The sequence below is a fragment of the Sutterella megalosphaeroides genome (assembly GCF_003609995.1).
In the GTDB taxonomy this organism is placed as follows: Bacteria; Pseudomonadota; Gammaproteobacteria; order Burkholderiales; family Burkholderiaceae_F; genus Sutterella; species Sutterella megalosphaeroides.
The window spans coordinates 1,035,936-1,052,842 of sequence record NZ_AP018786.1 but is presented as its reverse complement, the minus strand read 5'-3'; the positions used below and the strand labels follow the sequence as shown (position 1 = coordinate 1,052,842).

Here is a 16,907-nt window from a genome sequence, read left to right as displayed (position 1 = left end):
AACCTCCGTTAGGGCGATGGCGCGCGAAGCGCGGCGAACTCCACGACGGCGACGACCCTGTCGTCCCGCCGTTCGAAACGCAGAGCGGCGCAATGACTTTCGGCAATGCCGCGACAGATGCTCAAGCCGAGGCCGAGCCCGCGCTGCGCCGGAGTCGCTCGGGCGTCCGACCCGGCCGTCGTGTCGGCTCCGTCGCTCTCATCGCAGATCTCGACCGACAGTTCCGTCGTTCTCCGATTGAGGCGTTCGACGAGTCGGTCGGAGAGGTTCGGGCACGGGTTCGCGACCTCCAGCCGAATCGTATTCGTTTCGACGCGTCGGGCGCGAACCGAAACGCGCCGCTCGGGTTCCGACGTCCCCGCGGGCAACTCGCCAGCAACGCGTAGGGCGTTGCGAAGAAGATTGAGAACGAGGATCTCGAGTTCGAGCGCGTCGCCCGACACCGTGAGACCCGGCTCGATCGTCACGTCGATGCACGCGGCGTCTTCCGGTCCGCATTCCGTCCCGAGTACGCGCAGACTCTTTTCCACGATCGTCGCGATCGCGCAGGGTTCGCGACGGCCGGCTTCGTGCTTGGCGTGAGCGCGCACGCGCGCGACGATGTCGGCGATGCGCACGGCTTCGTGTTCGATTCCCGAAGCCGCCTCTTCAAGGGCGGCCTCGTAGCGGCGCACCGCCTCGATGTCCCCCGTTTCGCGCCCTTTTCGAAGCGCCACCGCGGCCATTTTGAGAACGACCCCGTACGTGCGCACGGCTCCGATCGGACCGTTCACTTCGTGGGCGATCATGCCCGACATTTGCTGCGCCACCGAGCGCCGCTCGAAGAGCGCGAGGCGCGCTCGGGCTTTCGCGGCTTCCTCGGCCGTTTTGCGTTGCTCCAGAGCGGCGTCGCGCAACTCCTGCGTACGGCGCCGAACGAGCGCCTGCAAGCGAAATTCGTTCGCAACAAGCAGCAAAAGGAGCGCCAATGCCGCCAGGATCTCCTTTTTCCACCGCGAAACGATCCCCGAAAAGCTCATGTCGCGCAGGTACGCGTAGGGGCCGACCTGAAGCCGGTACATAAGGCTTCGTACGCTCGCAAAGGAAACGTTCGTGAGCCATTCGAACCCGTCGTCCGAAGGCGCAAGGCTCAGAAGTTCAACGGTCACGTCGCGCACCGCCCGCTCCGGCGCCCAGACCATGGCGAGCAAACTCACGTCGGGGTAGAGCGCCGTCGAATGGCGGCAGTCAAGTCCCCCCGATTTCTCGTGCACGACCGTGAGGTCCGACCCGTCCGCAAGGCCCTGCGAGACAAGCGTCTCCAACAAACAAGCGGGCAGCACGGCCACGTCGATTTTTCCCGCCAGAAGCGACGAAATCACGTCCGGGTAGGCGTTGTTGCGAAAGTCGACGCGGGAGAAAAACCGCTCGGGGTCCGCTCCCGTCTCCGCGATTTCGCCCGCTGCGGCAAGCCAGCTTTCAACGCCCGACGGCAGGCTCGCCCCCGCCGCTCTGCCGCGCAACGCTTCGAGCGTGCGGAAGCCGTCCGACGTGCGCACGACGAAAGCGCTCCCTACGGACGCTTCCGCTTTGTCGGCCAAGCGGGTTTTGCGCGTGGCGATCCGGAAGGCCGAGATGCTTTGCTCGACGCCGACCGTGACGACGAAACCCGAAGGGGCGAAAAGGAAGTCGGGCCTGTCGCGCTCGATCGTTTCCCGGGCCTCCGCGGCCGAAACGGTCATCGTGCGCCAGCGGTACTGCGGCAACGCCTTTTCGAGGTGTCGGATCGTGCGGTAGAGGTCGAAGCTGTCAAAAGGATTGATGAGCGTATCGAGGAGCGCCACCGTAAGCATCGGTCGCGGGTCCGAGGCGTCGTTCGCCGCCTTTCCGAAGGTCCCCGCAACGTGCGACGCGCTCGTCACCAGATCAGGGGCTGAGGTCGGGGCCGAAATCGAAGCCGAATCCGTCGACGTCGGCGTCGGCATCGAAGCCGAGCTCGCGAAGACGAGCGCGGGCGAAGGCGCGAACGCAACGAGTGCAAGAAGCACAACGAACGCACGCGCCGCACGACGAACGAATTTCGGGGGCTTTCCGGACATGGCGTAACGGTAGTCGAGGGGACGTTTTCGCGGGTACCCCCGCGCGGGGGTATCCGACTGAAAAGCCATCTTAGAGAATTTCCTCCGACCCGAAAGCCTCGTCGTCGCACGAGCTGCTCGTACACCCTCAATTTTGAAAGGAGTTTCCCATGAACCGTCGTCAATGGCTCAAAATCGGCGCCGCTTCCCTTGCGGGCGCCGCCGCCACCGCCCGCGCGAGCGTGACGGACGCTTTCTCGACCGTCACGATGCCCGTCGACACCATGAACCACGTCCCGGGCTGGATGCCCGACGCCTTCAAGCCCCTGGAACTCAAGGGGCGCATGATCGGCGAAGGCCGCCCGAAGCTCATCGCCCCGACCACGGCGAAGACGCCCGAAGACTTCGTTAAGACCGTGAAGACGCTTGCCGCGCGTCCGGAACTCGACATGATCGAAGCGCGTCTCGACTACCTCGGGAACCTGAAGCCCGACGAGTTTGCCCGACTCACGCGCGAAGCCTACGAAGCAAGCGGCGACAAGATCCTTCTCGTGACGCTTCGAAACGGCACCGACGGCGGTCCCATCAATTTCGACGACGCGACCTACGAAGCCGTCTACTCGGCCGTGATCGCTTCGGGTCGGGCCGACGTCCTCGACTTCGAAATTTTCCGCGACGCCGCGATGACCTCCCGTCTGATCGAAGCCGCGCACGCCAAGGGCATCAAGGTGATTCTTTCCGACCATGAATTCAAATTCATGCCGGAAGAAGACGAAATCATCCGCCGCCTCATCCTAGAAGACCGCATGGGCGCGGACATTCTCAAGATCGCCGTCATGGCGCACTCGCCCGAAGACGCCCTGAAGCTCATGAGCGCGACGGCCAAGGTGCGGCGCCTCCACAGCAACAAGCCCATGCTCACCATGGCGATGGGCAAATGGGGCGTTCTCACCCGCATTACGGGCGAAGGCTTCGGGTCCGACCTCACGTTCGCAAGCGTCGGCGGCAAGGCGAGCGCCCCGGGCCAGATTCCGTCGGAAGAGTGCCTCCAGGTTCTCGAAACGCTTCACAAGGCGATGAACCCCTGAGTTTCAAGGGTTCTTTCAAGGCGCTCTTTCCGCTCTACTCACACACGTCTTTTTCCCTTCGAACACATCGCATTCGGGAGATTCGAACTATGTCTACCGCCATTCGCAAAACCGCTCTCGCGGTCGCCCTCACGGCGACGCTCGCGAGCTTCTCGGCCGCGGCCGCTCCCGCCTTCAAGGCGGGCACCTACACGGCCCAGGCTCAGGGCATTCACGGCCCCGTCGTCGTTGCAGTCGCCTTCTCGAAGGACCGCATCGAGTCCGTGAAGGTCGTGAAGCAGGAAGAAACCCAGGGGATCGGCACGCGTGCCGTCGAGCTCCTCCCCTCGCGCATCGTCGACGCCCAGTCCTCCAAGGTCGACGTCGTCACGGGCGCCACCATCACCTCGAACGCCATCCGCGCGGCGGTCGCCGACTGCGTGAAGCAGGCCGGGGTGGATCCCGAAACGCTCGTTCCCGTCGTCGTCAAGAAGACCGCGAAGAACGAAGAACTCACCACCGACGTCGTCATCGTGGGCGGTGGCGGCGCGGGCATGTCCGCAACGATTCGCACCCGCATGAACGGGCTCGACGCGATCCTCGTCGAAAAGATGCCGTTTATCGGCGGCGCCGCTTCGATTTCGGGCGGTCAGGTGGTCGCTCAAGGGTCGAAGCTTCAGAAGGCTTTCGGCTCCACGGAAGACAGTCCCGAATCGATGATCAAGGACTTTCAGGCGAACGGCCACAACTTGAACGACCTCTCGAAGTTGTCGCTTTACGCCAACAACGTGGGAGCTACGATCGACTGGCTCCATGAAAAGGTCGGTGTGAAGTTCGTTCCGAACGATCTTCCGTTCCTCGCCGAATACTCGCACCCGCGCGCTCTGGAATTCCAGGGCGGCGCGGGCACGATGGCGCAGCACCTCCGCGAAGTGATCGCCTCGAACGGCGCGAAGGTTCTCTACCAGACGCGCGTGAAGGAACTCCTCGTTGAAAACGGCGCCGTCACGGGCGTCAAGGCCGAAGACGCGAACGGCATCACCTACACGATCCGCGCGAAGAAGACGCTTCTTACGACGGGCGGCTACGGCAACAACAAGGAAATGCTCTCGCCCGAATTGAAGACGGCCCTCTACTACGGTCCCGTCTCGTCGACGGGCGACGGCCTCAAGATGGCCATGGGGCTTGATGCGAAGACGCAGCTCCTTCAGTACGGTAAGCGCTATCCGAACGGCATCGAAGTCGCCCCCGGCATCGCCAAGTCGACCATTTACGCGAACGTCGGCGCCTTCGATCAGGCGGGCATTCTCGTTGACGTCGACGGGAAGCGCTTCGTGAACGAAAAGGCCTCGAACCGTCACATCCTCGACCCGATGCTTCAGACGAAGAACAAACAGGCCTATGTATTTATGGACCAGAAGTCCTGGGAAGGCTTCTACAAGCGCCTCCCCGAAACGGGCGTTTCGCACGAAGACGCGGACAAGTACCTTGCTGAAAACGGGAAGTCGCTCCCGCTCTTTGCGAAGGGCGCCACGATCGAAGAAGTCGCCAAGATCGCCGGCATCAACGCCGAAAACCTCAAGGCCACGGTCGCGCGCTACAACGGCTTCGTGAAGGCGAAGAAGGACGCCGATTTCGACCGTCCCGCGAAGTACATGGCCGCGGAAATCTCGGCCGAAGGCCCCTACTACATCGTCGAACAGAAGCCCCGCTTTGCGACGACGATGGGCGGCGTCTGCACGGACGACCACCTCAACATCGTGAAGAAGGACGGCTCCGCGATCCCGAACCTCTACGCCGCGGGCGAACTCGTGGGCGGCGTGATGGGCGACGACTCGCCCGCGGGTGCCAACGTCGGCTGGGCTCTCACGTCGGGCCGCGTTGCCGCGGACGCGATCGCCGAAGCCATCAAGGCCGGTAAATAATCCTCTCTTCTCCTCCTCTCCTCTCGTTCGAGAGAGCGGCCTCCGAGCGCCTTTCCCCGCGCTCGGGGGCCGTTTTGTTTTTCGGACGGGCCGCAAGGTCGGCGACGCCCCGCGAAGAAACCCGAGTCCCAAAGCGCGTTTCATGGGATCCGAATCCGCGTTTTGGAAATTCCGATGGGACTAATCCTCTTGGCGTAGTTTCGGTCCTTTTTTAGGATGGATGTGACCTCTTTGTGAACGTTCAGCAAAGGAGACCACCATGACCGTTCATCTGACGCGCCGAGCGCTCTTCGAGTCCGCCGCACTCGCCGCGCTCGCCCCCTCGGCGTCCCCCGTTTTCGCCGCGACCGACCCCAAGGCCGACGACGAATGGACGGGCTACACGTTCTGCGACTCGTGCAACCACGGGCCGCACTGCGGCATCAAATTCCACGCCCGCGGCAACACCTGCCACCGCATCGAAAACTGGGCCGAAAACCCGAATCACTTCCTCTGCTCGAAGGGCTGGGCGACTCTGCAGCGCCTCTACAACCCGAATCGCCTGCTCTATCCCATGAAGCGCACGAACCCGAAGGGTTCGAAAGACCCGGGCTGGGTGCGCATCTCCTGGGACGAGGCCTACCGGACGATCGCCTCCAAGATGATCGCCACGCGCGAAAAGTACGGGGCCGACAGCGTCATGTTCTACGCGGGCGACCCCAAGGAGCCGCGCGCACCGATTCAGCGCCTTGCGCGCTACTTCGGCTCGTCGACCTGGTGCACCGAAAGTTCCGCCGCCTGCCGCTCGGGGTGCCTTCTCGGTGAAACGCTCGACTTCGGCGTCGAAAACATCGGTTCGGCGCCCGGCCCGAAGACCAAAGTCTTCATGATTTGCGCGACCAATTGCTGGAGCAAGCCGATCGGTTGGTGGAACATGGTGCTCGCCGCCAAGGCGCGCGGCGTGAAGATCATCACGGTCGATCCGCGCCGCACGAAAGCGGCCGAAATCGCCGACGTGCATCTGCAGCTCAAGGTCGGCACCGACGCCGCACTTGCCGCGGGGATCACGCACGTTCTCATCAAAGAAAACCTCTACGACCGCGCATTCGTCGAAAAGTGGACGCACGGGTTCGAAGCCTACGCGAAGTACTGCGAAGCCTTCACGCCCGAAAAGACCGCCGAAATCACGGGCGTGCCCGCGGAAAAGATCGTCGAAGCCGCACGCCTTTGGGCGCAGGGGCCGGGGGTCTACATCTCGACCCCGCAGTCGCTCTCGCACAATTCGAACGGCGTTCAAAATACGCGCGCCCTCTTGATGCTGATTGCCACGATGGGTTACGTCGACGTCGAAGGGGGGTTGCCCTTCCCGATTCTGCCCAAGGGTCTGCTGCTCCACGCCTTCGGGCTGCACGAAGACATGATCGACCCCGCCTGGTGGAACGATCCCGAACGCCGTCGCGCGCGCCTTGACAGCAAGGCCGTGCCGGTGTGGAACTACATGATGGACCAGTGCTCGCCCAACGACTTCCCCGAATGGGTCGAAGAGGGCAAGGTCAAAATGTTCTGCGGTTGGGGGTTCAATGTCAACATCTGGCCGCAGCCCGAGACCTACCGGAAAGCGTTCGAGAAGCTCGACTTCGGCTTTGCCGCGGACTACTTCTACCGTCCTGCAAGCCACGACGCGCTCGACATCATTTTGCCCGCGGCGATCAACTACGAACGCTACGCTCCGTTCGGCGCCTACGGCGCGCGCGTGGCGGCCCGCCGTCCGTTGAAGCCCTTGGGCGAAGCGAAGGAAGACTGGCGCATCGCGCTCGAACTCGGCTGCATCGTCGACAAGCCCGAGAACTTCTTCGAGGGCGACCCCGTGAAGTGCCTCGACTGGATCCTGCGCAAGTTCGACGGGTGCAGCTGGGAAAAGTTCGAAACCATGCTCCCGAAGGTGGGTGACCTTCCGAGCGGCGTCAAGGGCTTCAAGAAGTACGAAACGGGCGCCATGCGTCCGGACGGAAAACCGGGCTTCAACACCCCGTCGGGCAAAATCGAGTACGAAAGCGAGATTCTGCGCAAGTTCGGGGTCGACCCCCTGCCCACGTACAAACCGATGATGCCGCTCACGGAGGAATTTCCGCTGCGCTTCATCAACGGGACGCGCAAGCCCTACATCACGCACTCGAAGACGCGCCGCGACCAACCCTACCTCATGGAGATCGAGGATCGGCTCACGATCGACATCAACCCGAAGGATGCCGAAGCCCGCGGAATTCGCGAAGGGGACGACGTGCTCCTCACGAGCGCCTTCGGTGGCCCCGTGCGAGCGCGCGCCACGGTCACGATTCTCGTTCCCGCGGGGACGATCGGCGGTCAGTACGGATGGTTGGGCGACATGAACACGCAGACCCTCATGACGCGCGAGCACCGCGACCCGATCACTGGGTACCCCTGCTACTTCGAAGTACCAGTAAACGTTAAGAAGGCTTGAAGATAGGACATACGAACCATGAGCAAACTCGGCATAATCGTCAATGCGGACCGTTGCATGGGCTGCCACACGTGCTTTACGGCCTGCAAGGAAGAAAACCAGCTCGCCCCGGGCGTCAAGTGGAACCATCTCGAACGCACGGAACATCCCGTCGCGGGCGTGATCGACTACTTCCGCGTCTCCTGCATGCACTGCGACGACCCCGCATGCATGAAGGTCTGTCCGGCCAAAGCGATTCACAAGGGGCCGCACGGCGAAGTGCTCGTCGACCAAACGAAGTGCATCGGCTGCCGCATGTGCCTCGCGGCCTGTCCCTACGGGGCTCCGAAATTCTCGGACCCCGCGGTGACGAGCTACTTCGGCGAGAAGGAGCCGCTCGCGCGCGTCGACGTGCGGCCGGAAAACGTGCGTGTGGCGGGAAAAGCCGAACACTGCACGCTCTGCACGCACCGCACGAGTCGCAACGAACTTCCCGCCTGCGTGGCCGCCTGTCCGGCCCACGCGCTCGTTCTCGTCGACTACGAGAACCCGACGCCCGAAGCCGCCGCGCTCATCGAGCGCGCGCAGGCGATCGACGAAGCCAAGGGAACGCACCCGAAGATTCGCTTCGTCTCGAGCCACACGGACTTCCGGAAGCTCAGCGTCAAGGCCTGAGGAGCCTGATGTAGTAACCCGGCGCGCGCCCCCGAATCCTAAAAGACCGATCGACCCGGTCGATTCGATCGGACGCGCGCCGAAACCCCGACACCCGCGAACCCGAAGGAGAAAAACCATCATGACGAATCCCGAAGCGAGCGAAGCCGCCGAGCTCGATGCGCTCGAAGCCCGACTCTTCGACGCGCTCTCGCTCTTTTGGCGGGGCGTGCGCACCGAGGCGTGGTTTGCCGCCTGGCCCGAGATCGTCTCGGGCGTCTCGGCGCTTGAGGGCGAAAGCAACGCAGACGACGAGATCGCGGCGCTTGCACCGCTTGATCCGCTCGCCCTCGAGCGCGCCTTTGCGAAGTGCTTCTATGGCGTGGGCGACGAAACGATTCCCCTTGCGCAAAGCTGCTGGGAGTCAGCCGAACACACCTACGGCGGTCCCGCGGCGCTTGCCTGCACGACGCTCTACCGTCGGTTCGGCCTCAAAACCGGCGGAGCGGATCATCTCCCCGACGACCACATCGGGGTGATGCTCGCCTTTGCGGCGGAACTTGTTCGTCGCGACGAAACCGAGACGCTCGAACGGTTCCTGCGGGCGGGGGCGCTCGCCTGGTGGCCGCGCGTCGCGGAGGCGATCGAAGGGGCCGAAGGAGGAGGGACGATTCTTCCCGTCGCCCGCACGACGCTTCGGCTTCTCCGCGTCGCGCAAGCCCGCGCCGCCGCGGCCTGACCCCCGCACGCGATGCGCACGAAGACCACGCACCGCCCGTTGCTTTCAAACCCGCGCGCGAATCGCACTTTCCGTTCACCGCCGACCTCGGACCGGCCGGACTGCCCGGACGGAGTCCCCGGCCTTTCGCGCTTTTTTTTCAACCCGAAAAAGGAGAAACTCTCATGCGTACATCCGCGCTTTTCGTCGCCATTCTTGCCGCGACGACTGCGATCGGGACCGCTCAGGCGGCCGAAACCACGATTTACGGCTCGATCGATACGGGTCTTCTTTTCCAGAGCGTCGACACGGATCGCGCGAACGAAGACACATCCAACGCCCTCAAAATGAATTCGAGCACGCACACCCCGAACCGCTGGGGCGTGCGCGGGAACGAAGACCTCGGAAACGGCCTCGCGGTCGGCTTCAACCTCGAAGGTCAAATGGGTAGCGACGACGGTACGATGGTAAACGGCCGCCTTTTCCAGCGCGCGGCGCAAGTCTGGATGAAGTCCGATTCCGCCGGCACGCTCATCCTCGGGCGCTCGGGGCAGCTCCGAAGCGGTCTCGGTACGACGGGGATTTTCGCCACCAAGGTGGCGCCCTTCAGTCTCTCCTTCGGCGAACACATGATCGGTCACAAGTGGTTGGTGCCTGGCCTCTGGGCGTCGCTTGACAATGCGGTCACGTGGCAGTCGCCCGTCATGAACGGCTTCCAGGTTCACTTGCAGTATTCGAGCCAGGTCAATCAGCTGACCGCTGCGGACGGCTCCGAAGAATTCGAATCGACGTCGGACCGCATGTGGGGCGCGGCGCTCGTTTATTCGAGCGGTCCCGTGCACGCGACCTTCATCGCCGACAGCATCATGTACGCGAACACGGTGGCCGACTACGACGACAACCTGACGCTCACGGGGTCGTTCGCGTACGACTTCGGGTCCTGGACCCTCATGACGAGCGCCTTCTGGTTCCAGGACGCCAAGGGTTCGACCTTCCTCGGGCACGGCGACATGAAGGACGTTTGGACGAACGGCGGCGCGGGCGCTGCGGGTGCCGCCGCCCAAAACGACGTGGCAACCTACAAGGGCTATGCCCTTCAGGTGGGCGCGCTCGTCGACGCCTGGGGCGGCACGATCAAGTTGAATGCCGGCTGGATGGACGCGAAGCTCGACAAGACCTACCTCGGCTTTGACGAAGCGAAGGTGCTTGACACCGACCGCGTCGGCGTGGCGGCCGCGTACGTCTATCCCTTGAGCAAACGCACCCAGGTCTACGTCGGGGGCGGTTGGACGCGCGACTCGAGTTCCGTCGTCGAAGGCTCGAACCCGAGCGTCTACGAAGCCACCTCGGGCCTTGTGCACTGGTTCTGACGCCGAGCGCTCCGCTTGACGGAAACGCGGGATGCGCTTCTCGTGCGTCCCGCGTTTCGCCCGTTCGACCGAAACAGAAGGCCTCCGGCATCGGTGTCGGAGGCCTTCTGTCATGCGAAGAGCGGTCAGCCCTCGCCCCACCGTCCCGCGTAGCGCAGAAGCTGGCTTCTCACCCACACGTGGACGGGACTGCGGTGCGTGCGCTCGTGCCAGAGAAGAACGGGCGTCCAGGGGCAGTCGCCGCGCTCCGGGTCGCTCGTCATGAAGAGGCCCGTCGTTTGAGCAAGGATCCGTGCGGTGGGTTCGGGGCACGTGAGGATGAGGTCCGTTTGCATGAGAGCAAGGCCCGCGGCGAGGATCTGCGGGAAGAGGACCGCGTCCTCGGCGCGGCTCGGCGTATGGGCGAGCACGTCGAGGTAGTGGCCGCCCGACGGGTTGCTGCGGGAAAAGGCCGCACGACGGTAGGGTTCGAGATCGCGCGCTTCGAGGGGCCGTTCGCGCGCGACGCTCACGAGCGGATGCTCCGCTCGCATGAGGAGCACGTGCCCGGACGTGAGAAGCCGCTGACAGTGGAAGGCGGGCTGAATATCGAGCGCGCTGTCCATCAGGATCGCGAAGTCAAGCGACCCCTCGCGCAACTGTTCGAGGAGCGTCGTTTCGATCGCTTCGAAGCTGAAAGTGAGGTTCGGCGCGCTTTCAAGGAGGTGCGGGAGCGCCGGCAAAAAGAGGCTCGCCGAGGCGTTGTCGGCCGCGGCGACACGCAGCTGCCCCGAAGCGCGTGCGGGCGAAAAGGGTTCGGCGGGCTCCGCGAGGTTCGCAAACGTCTTCAGGGCGGAAACGAACCCCGGCGCAAGCTCGCGCATGCGCTCCGTCGGCAGCATGCGCCCGCCCGAGCGCACGAAAAGAGGATCGTCGAAAAGGCCGCGCGTTTTCTGAAGGATCTTCGAGGCGGTGCTCGGGCTCACGCCCGTTTCGGCGGCGGCACTCGAAAGCGAGGACGATTCGAGAAGGAGAAGAAGCAGTCGGACCGTTCTCAGGTCGAGCTCGTCGAGCGGGTGCGCGGCATGCGGGCTGTGAAGCGCGCGTTGCGCCTGCGCGTCCGCGAGCGGGTTCGTGTCGAATTTCGAAAAAACCATTTTCGAAGTTGGTTTCGGGTTGGCGGTAAGTGGGAATTTCGCATCATTCTAGGCGCGGCTAGGATGTTTCCATCGAGCCGGAAGTGCCGACTACGGGTAAATCCGAGTCCCAACGGCCTTCGGACGACTCAACCACCGTCGTCTTCGCTCGCACATTCAAAATGGAGAAACACCACATGATTTCCGTCAAGAAGATCGCCCGAGCCACCGCGCTCGCGGGCTTCGCGCTTGCCGCCGGGAGCGTCCTCGCCATGGGGGGGCCCTCCGGCCCGAACGTCACCTACGCCGTCCAGGGTCACATCGGCGAAGTGATTTGGAACCCGTACAAATTGGCGCCTCTCACCGCGGTCATTCGCGACGGCGGCTATCAGCTTTCCGACGTGCACGTTCGTATCGTCCCGAAGAAGGGCGGCGCCGAAATCGCCTACGACGTTTCCCGTCGTCAGCTGCTCACGCATGCGGGCGTTCCGGTTTTCGGTCTCTACCCGGACTACCTCAATACCGTCGAAGTGAGCTATACCCGAACCTTCCAGGGTAAGAGCGAAAAGTTCAAGGATACGTACCAGTTCTACGCGCCGCCCGTTTATACGGCATCGATCGGTACGCCCATGCAGCATTCGACGATGTTCGACACGAAGGTCGAAAAGGTCGATCCCGAATTCAAGGACCGTCTCTACCTCATCAACAATCAGCTCTACTCCACCCATCCGGTGGGCGCGCGCTGGGTCTGGAACAACCCGACGGGCGGCGCTCTCGAATGGGCCTTCTCGTCCGAAATCGGCGTCATCGACACCGCGGGCGACCTGCGCTGGTACTTCATGAACCAGCTCATCAACGACCCGGGCAATCCGCTTACCTCGGGCTTCATGATGGGCTTCCAGCAGGCTCCGGACGGCGCCCTCACCTGGGGCTTCGGTCAGCGTTACGTCAAGTACGACCTCCTGGGCCGCGAAATCTACAATCGCGCGCTCCCGCCGGGCTACGCCGACTACTCGCATGCGAACGACAACATGCAAAACGGTCACAACCTGCTGCGCGTGTCTTCGGCCGACTACCGCCGCGCCGACAACAAGCGCGTGCACACGGTGCGTGACGTGATCATCGAAGTCGACAAGGACGGGGGCGTCGTCGATGAGTGGAAACTCATGGAGATTCTCGATCCGTACCGCGACAACGTGATCAAGGTCCTCGACCAGGGCGCGGTGTGCCTCAACATCGACGCCTCGAAGGCGGGTCAGACGCTTTCCGCCGAAGAACTCGCCAAGCAGGAAGCCGAAGGCGTCTTCGGGGACGTCGCGGGCGTGGGCCCGGGCCGCAACTGGGCGCACGTCAATTCCGTCGACTACGACCCGACCGACGACTCGATCATCATCAGCTCGCGCCATCAGTCCGCCGTCATCAAGATCGGCCGCGACAAGAAGGTGAAGTGGATCCTCTCCTCGCCCGAAGGCTGGAAGGGCGACTTCGCTTCGAAGGTTCTGAAGCCCGTCGACAAGGACGGCAAGCCCATCAAGTGCGAGGGCTCCAAGTGCGAAGGGGGCTTTGACTGGTCGTGGACGCAGCACACCGCCTGGCGCATCGACAGCAAGAGCGAACCGGGCAAGCTCTTCATCACGGTCTTCGACAACGGCGACAGCCGCGGCATGGAACAGCCCGCTCTGCCCGACGAGAAGTACACGCGTGGCGTGATCTACAAGATCGACGAAAAGGCGGGTACGGTCGAACAGGTTTGGACGGTGGGCGAAGACCTCGGTCACGACGCCTACAGCCCGGTGACGGGTCTGTGCCAGTACCAGGACGACAAGGATTCCGTCGTCGTCTACTACTCGACCGCGGGGCTCTCCTTCGACCTCCATGCGGGTGGCGGCAGCATGGGCGTGCCGATGCCGCACCCCTACCTCACGGAATACCGTTGGGGTGAAACGACGCCTGCCGTGAAGATCAACTTCAAGGATGCGTTCGGTTATCAGGCCTTCCCGATCAGCCTCGAAAAGGCGTTCACGAAGAACTGAGTCCGACCCGAGAGGCGTGCCTCTCAAGCACCGTGAAAAACGCCCGACCGGGTTGCCCGGTCGGGCGTTTTTGCATGGCGACCGTCAGCGGCCCCCGAGCCTGTCCGTGCCCGGGGGCCGTTTTGCTTTCCGACCGGACCTCTTCTCAACGCCGCGGCCGCAAGGTAGCTCGCGACGGGGTGGTGCATTGCGGACGAATTCGGAAACTGCAACTCGGGATTTCATCTTCGCTCAAGAATCGCGGGCTTATCAGATTGTGAGCTTCGTTCATAGCCTTCGATAATCGATCCAACGGCGAACCGACCAATTCGCCGTCCGAAAGAAGAAAAAAGCAAAGGAGATACAAATGGAAGCGTTATCGGGAAAAGCGTGGCGACGCCGGGCGGCGTGCGCGACATTGCTCGGCGCGATCTTTTCCGCGCAGGCAGCCATCGTGCCGCCGCAAGGCTCCATGCCCCAAGGGGCGAGCGCGTCGGAAGGCGTCTGGATGGGCGGCTGCATCGACATGGGATTCCTCGGTCAGAAGGTGAAAGACCTGGATTCGACGTTCGAGCTCGCCTCGAACCAGGAAGAGACCTCGCGCTTTTATATCCGCGGTCGTGAGAACCTCGACGATCAAGGGAACTACATGCGCTTTCTCCTGCAAAGCGCGTTTCGCGCGGACACGGGCGCCTTCGAAGCGAGCGGGCGCATGTTCGGCCAGAGCATGATCGTCTTGGGCGGACGCTGGGGCGAATTCGCCGTGGGCCGCATCGGTGCCCTCAAAAGCCCGAACGGCGACTATTCGCAGTTCTACGAGTTCGGCGGCATCTCGCCGGTCCATACGAACTTCCCGTACGAAGGCGTCGGCTACACGTTCCTCACCGACGGCTACCTCAACAACGCTCTCGTCTTCCAGACGTCCGAAATTGGTCCTTTCCGATTTACGGCGCAATATTCGAACGGCATGATGGAAGAGACGGGCGAATACGGCGACGACAACCACCTCCTGACGCTCGCCCTTCGCTACAAGTTCGGGAACTGGCGCGGCGGCACGATGCTCACCTGGCAAACCCACGGGCAGCAGGAAGGCAACCAAGGCGTGAAGATCAACGACACGTACGACCTCTTCACCGCCATCAACTACCGCTTCCCCGACTTCTCGCTCAAGTTCGCCTACCAGTACGCCTACGACAGTTTCGGTCCGGGGCCCTTCCTCAACTGGTCGCACTTCGGGCTCAAGCCCGAAAACGGTCGCGGCTTCGACGTGCAGAGCTTCATGGTCGGCGTCGAACTCTACCCGACCGGGATCGACACGATCGGCATTGCTTTGAACAACAACTACGCCTCCTACAAGGGCGAAGGGAGCGATGCGGTCGGCGGCAACCTCGGAGGCTGGCGCATCAATCCCGCCTTCATCTGGCGCCACAAGCTGAGCAAGCGCCTGACGCTCTACGGCGCCGCCTCCTATTCGAAGGGCTTCGGCGTCTACGACCGCATCGACAACCGCCGCGCGAATTCGACCAAGCTCGACCGCGTGAACGTAACGACCTGGGGCGGCGGTCTCACGTACTTTTTCTAACCGCCTCTCGTACTTCAACCGTTCATATCGGGTCGGTTGCGGGCGCTTCGGAATGAAACGGGCGCCGTACCGACCTCCACCAGGAGCACAAACATCATGCAAAAACGCGTTTTCCTCAAAGGGATGTTGGCCACCGCGCTCACGGGCGCCCTTCAGGCGCACGCCATGGGGACGGCAAGCGGCCCGGCCGTTGTCGGCTATGCGGGCCAGCAAGGGCCGCTCGGCATCGTCGAAGTGAATCCCTACGGCGTCGCGCCCCTTACCGCCGTGATTCGCAACGGCGGCTACGAACTTTTGAAGGCGCACGTGCGCGTCGTTCCGAAGAAGGGCGGCCAGGAAATCGCCTACGACGTCGCGCGCCCCGCTCTTCTCACGCACGGCGGCATTCCGGTTTTCGGGCTCTATGCGGACTACGCCAACCAAGTCGAAGTGGACTTCACGTACCGGTTCGATCAGAAGGAAGTTGCAGGCAAGCACACCTACACCGTCTGGTGCGGTCCGGTGCACGGCATGGAAACGGGCGCTGCGGGTCAGCGCGGCTTTCTCTTCGGCGTCGACGTGAAGAAGGTGGATCCCGCCTTTGCCGACCGCCTCTACCTTGTCAACAACATCGGCGGCCCGGTCGGCGCGAACAGCCGCGTCGTTTGGAACAACCCGATGGGCGGTGCGCTCACCTGGAACTTCCAGCCGCAGATTGCCATCATCGACACGACGGGCGAAGTGCGTTGGTACCTCGACGCGCACGACATCTGGGATCCGAACTCGATCTACTCCGCGGGCTGCATGATGGGCTTCCGTCAGAATACGGACGGCGCCATCACCTGGGGGTACGGTCAGCGCTACGTCAAGTACGACCTGATCGGTCGGGAAATCTTCAACCGGCGGCTCCCCACGGGCTACAACGACTTCTCGCACTCGATGGACCCGATGCCCAACGGCCACTACCTGCTGCGCGTTGCTTCCGCAGACCTGCGCCGCATCGACCAGAAGCGCGTTCGCACCGTTCGCGACGTGATCATCGAAGTGGACGAAGACGGGACCGTGGTCGACGAATGGCGCCTCTTCGACATTCTCGATCCGTACCGTTCGGACGTCATCAAGGCACTCGACCAGGGGGCCGTCTGCCTCAACATCGACGCCTCGAAGGCCGGCCATACCCTTTCCGCCGAGGAACTGAAAGCTCAGGAAACGAGCGACAACTTCGGCGACATCGCGGGCACCGGCCCGGGTCGCAACTGGGCGCACGTCAACTCCGTCGACTACGACCCGACCGACGATTCGATCATCATCAGCTCGCGCCACCAGTCCGCCATCATCAAGATCGGCCGCGACAAGAAGGTGAAGTGGATTCTCGGCGCGCCGCGCGGCTGGCGCTCGCCCTGGAAGGAAGCGCTTCTGACGCCCGTTGACGCGAACGGCAAGCCCATCACCTGCACGGACGTCTCGTGCGAAGGGGGCTTCGACTGGACGTGGACGCAGCACACGGCGTTCCGCATCGACGCGAAATCCGACAAGGACGTGATCTACATCACGTCGTTTGACAACGGTGACGCGCGCGGCATGGAGCAGCCGGCGCTCCCCGAAGAGAAGTACAGCCGTGCGGTGGTATTCAAGATCGACCAGAAAAAGCACACGGTCGAGCAGATCTGGACGTACGGCAAGGAACGCGGCCACGGCTGGTACAGCCCGGTCACGTCGCTTACCGAGTACCACGAAGACAAGGATTCGATCGTCGTCTACTCCGCGACGGCGGGCTCCGACTTCGATCTTTCGACGGGCGCGATGAAGGGGCTCCCGAACCCCTACATCGAAGAATTCAAGTGGGGCTCCACCGAGCCCGCGGTGGAAATCCAGCTCAAGAACACGTCGGGCTACCAGGCGATGCCCATCAGCCTGAAGCGCGCGTTCGAACTCAACTGACGTCCGTTCGGTCCGTTCGACGAAGGACTTGCCTTTTGAGGCAAGCC

General features: G+C 63.1%; 11 protein-coding genes. 9 read left to right on the top strand and 2 right to left on the bottom strand.

The window, feature by feature from the left end; translation table 11 throughout:
• Positions 1-8: 8 nt before the first annotated feature.
• Positions 9-2,147: a PhnD/SsuA/transferrin family substrate-binding protein gene (locus tag S6FBBBH3_RS04620; RefSeq protein ID WP_120176634.1), complete on the bottom strand. Its 2,139-nt coding sequence runs from the start codon at positions 2,145-2,147 to the stop codon at positions 9-11.
• An 80-nt stretch (positions 2,148-2,227) separates the two neighbouring features.
• On the opposite strand from S6FBBBH3_RS04620, the gene aroD reads away from it, so the two are divergent.
• The 6 genes from aroD to S6FBBBH3_RS04590 all read left to right on the top strand — a co-directional run bounded on the left by aroD (position 2,228) and on the right by S6FBBBH3_RS04590 (position 10,231).
• The gene (aroD, locus tag S6FBBBH3_RS04615) at positions 2,228-3,145 is read left to right on the top strand and encodes a type I 3-dehydroquinate dehydratase (RefSeq protein ID WP_120176633.1); all 918 of its coding nucleotides are present in this window, start codon (positions 2,228-2,230) and stop codon (positions 3,143-3,145) included.
• 89 nt (positions 3,146-3,234) lie between these two features.
• The gene (locus tag S6FBBBH3_RS04610) at positions 3,235-5,049 is read left to right on the top strand and encodes an FAD-dependent oxidoreductase (RefSeq protein WP_232008837.1); all 1,815 of its coding nucleotides are present in this window, start codon (positions 3,235-3,237) and stop codon (positions 5,047-5,049) included.
• Between the two features lie 259 nt (positions 5,050-5,308).
• Entirely contained in the window at positions 5,309-7,510 is a 2,202-nt protein-coding gene (locus tag S6FBBBH3_RS04605) for a molybdopterin-containing oxidoreductase family protein (protein WP_120176632.1), read from the top strand.
• An 18-nt stretch (positions 7,511-7,528) separates the two neighbouring features.
• A complete protein-coding gene (locus S6FBBBH3_RS04600) occupies positions 7,529-8,164 on the top strand; it encodes a 4Fe-4S dicluster domain-containing protein (protein WP_120176631.1) in 636 nt (211 codons plus the stop codon).
• A 121-nt stretch (positions 8,165-8,285) separates the two neighbouring features.
• Positions 8,286-8,882, top strand: a complete 597-nt coding sequence (locus tag S6FBBBH3_RS04595; protein WP_120176630.1) for a TorD/DmsD family molecular chaperone — start codon at positions 8,286-8,288, stop codon at positions 8,880-8,882.
• A 164-nt stretch (positions 8,883-9,046) separates the two neighbouring features.
• The gene (locus tag S6FBBBH3_RS04590; RefSeq protein ID WP_120176629.1) at positions 9,047-10,231 is read left to right on the top strand and encodes a porin; all 1,185 of its coding nucleotides are present in this window, start codon (positions 9,047-9,049) and stop codon (positions 10,229-10,231) included.
• Positions 10,232-10,356: 125 nt separating this feature from the next.
• Here S6FBBBH3_RS04590 and S6FBBBH3_RS04585 read toward each other — a convergent pair whose 3' ends face one another.
• On the bottom strand, positions 10,357-11,367 hold the full coding sequence (locus tag S6FBBBH3_RS04585) for a LysR substrate-binding domain-containing protein (RefSeq protein WP_120176628.1): 1,011 nt from the start codon (positions 11,365-11,367) through the stop codon (positions 10,357-10,359).
• Positions 11,368-11,543: 176 nt separating this feature from the next.
• Between S6FBBBH3_RS04585 and S6FBBBH3_RS04580 the strand changes: the two genes are divergently transcribed.
• The 3 genes from S6FBBBH3_RS04580 to S6FBBBH3_RS04570 all read left to right on the top strand — a co-directional run bounded on the left by S6FBBBH3_RS04580 (position 11,544) and on the right by S6FBBBH3_RS04570 (position 16,860).
• Positions 11,544-13,379: an aryl-sulfate sulfotransferase gene (locus S6FBBBH3_RS04580; RefSeq protein WP_120176627.1), complete on the top strand. Its 1,836-nt coding sequence runs from the start codon at positions 11,544-11,546 to the stop codon at positions 13,377-13,379.
• A gap of 346 nt (positions 13,380-13,725) precedes the next feature.
• The gene (locus S6FBBBH3_RS04575; protein ID WP_120176626.1) at positions 13,726-14,940 is read left to right on the top strand and encodes a porin; all 1,215 of its coding nucleotides are present in this window, start codon (positions 13,726-13,728) and stop codon (positions 14,938-14,940) included.
• A gap of 96 nt (positions 14,941-15,036) precedes the next feature.
• Positions 15,037-16,860, top strand: a complete 1,824-nt coding sequence (locus S6FBBBH3_RS04570; protein ID WP_120176625.1) for an aryl-sulfate sulfotransferase — start codon at positions 15,037-15,039, stop codon at positions 16,858-16,860.
• Positions 16,861-16,907: the final 47 nt, after the last annotated feature.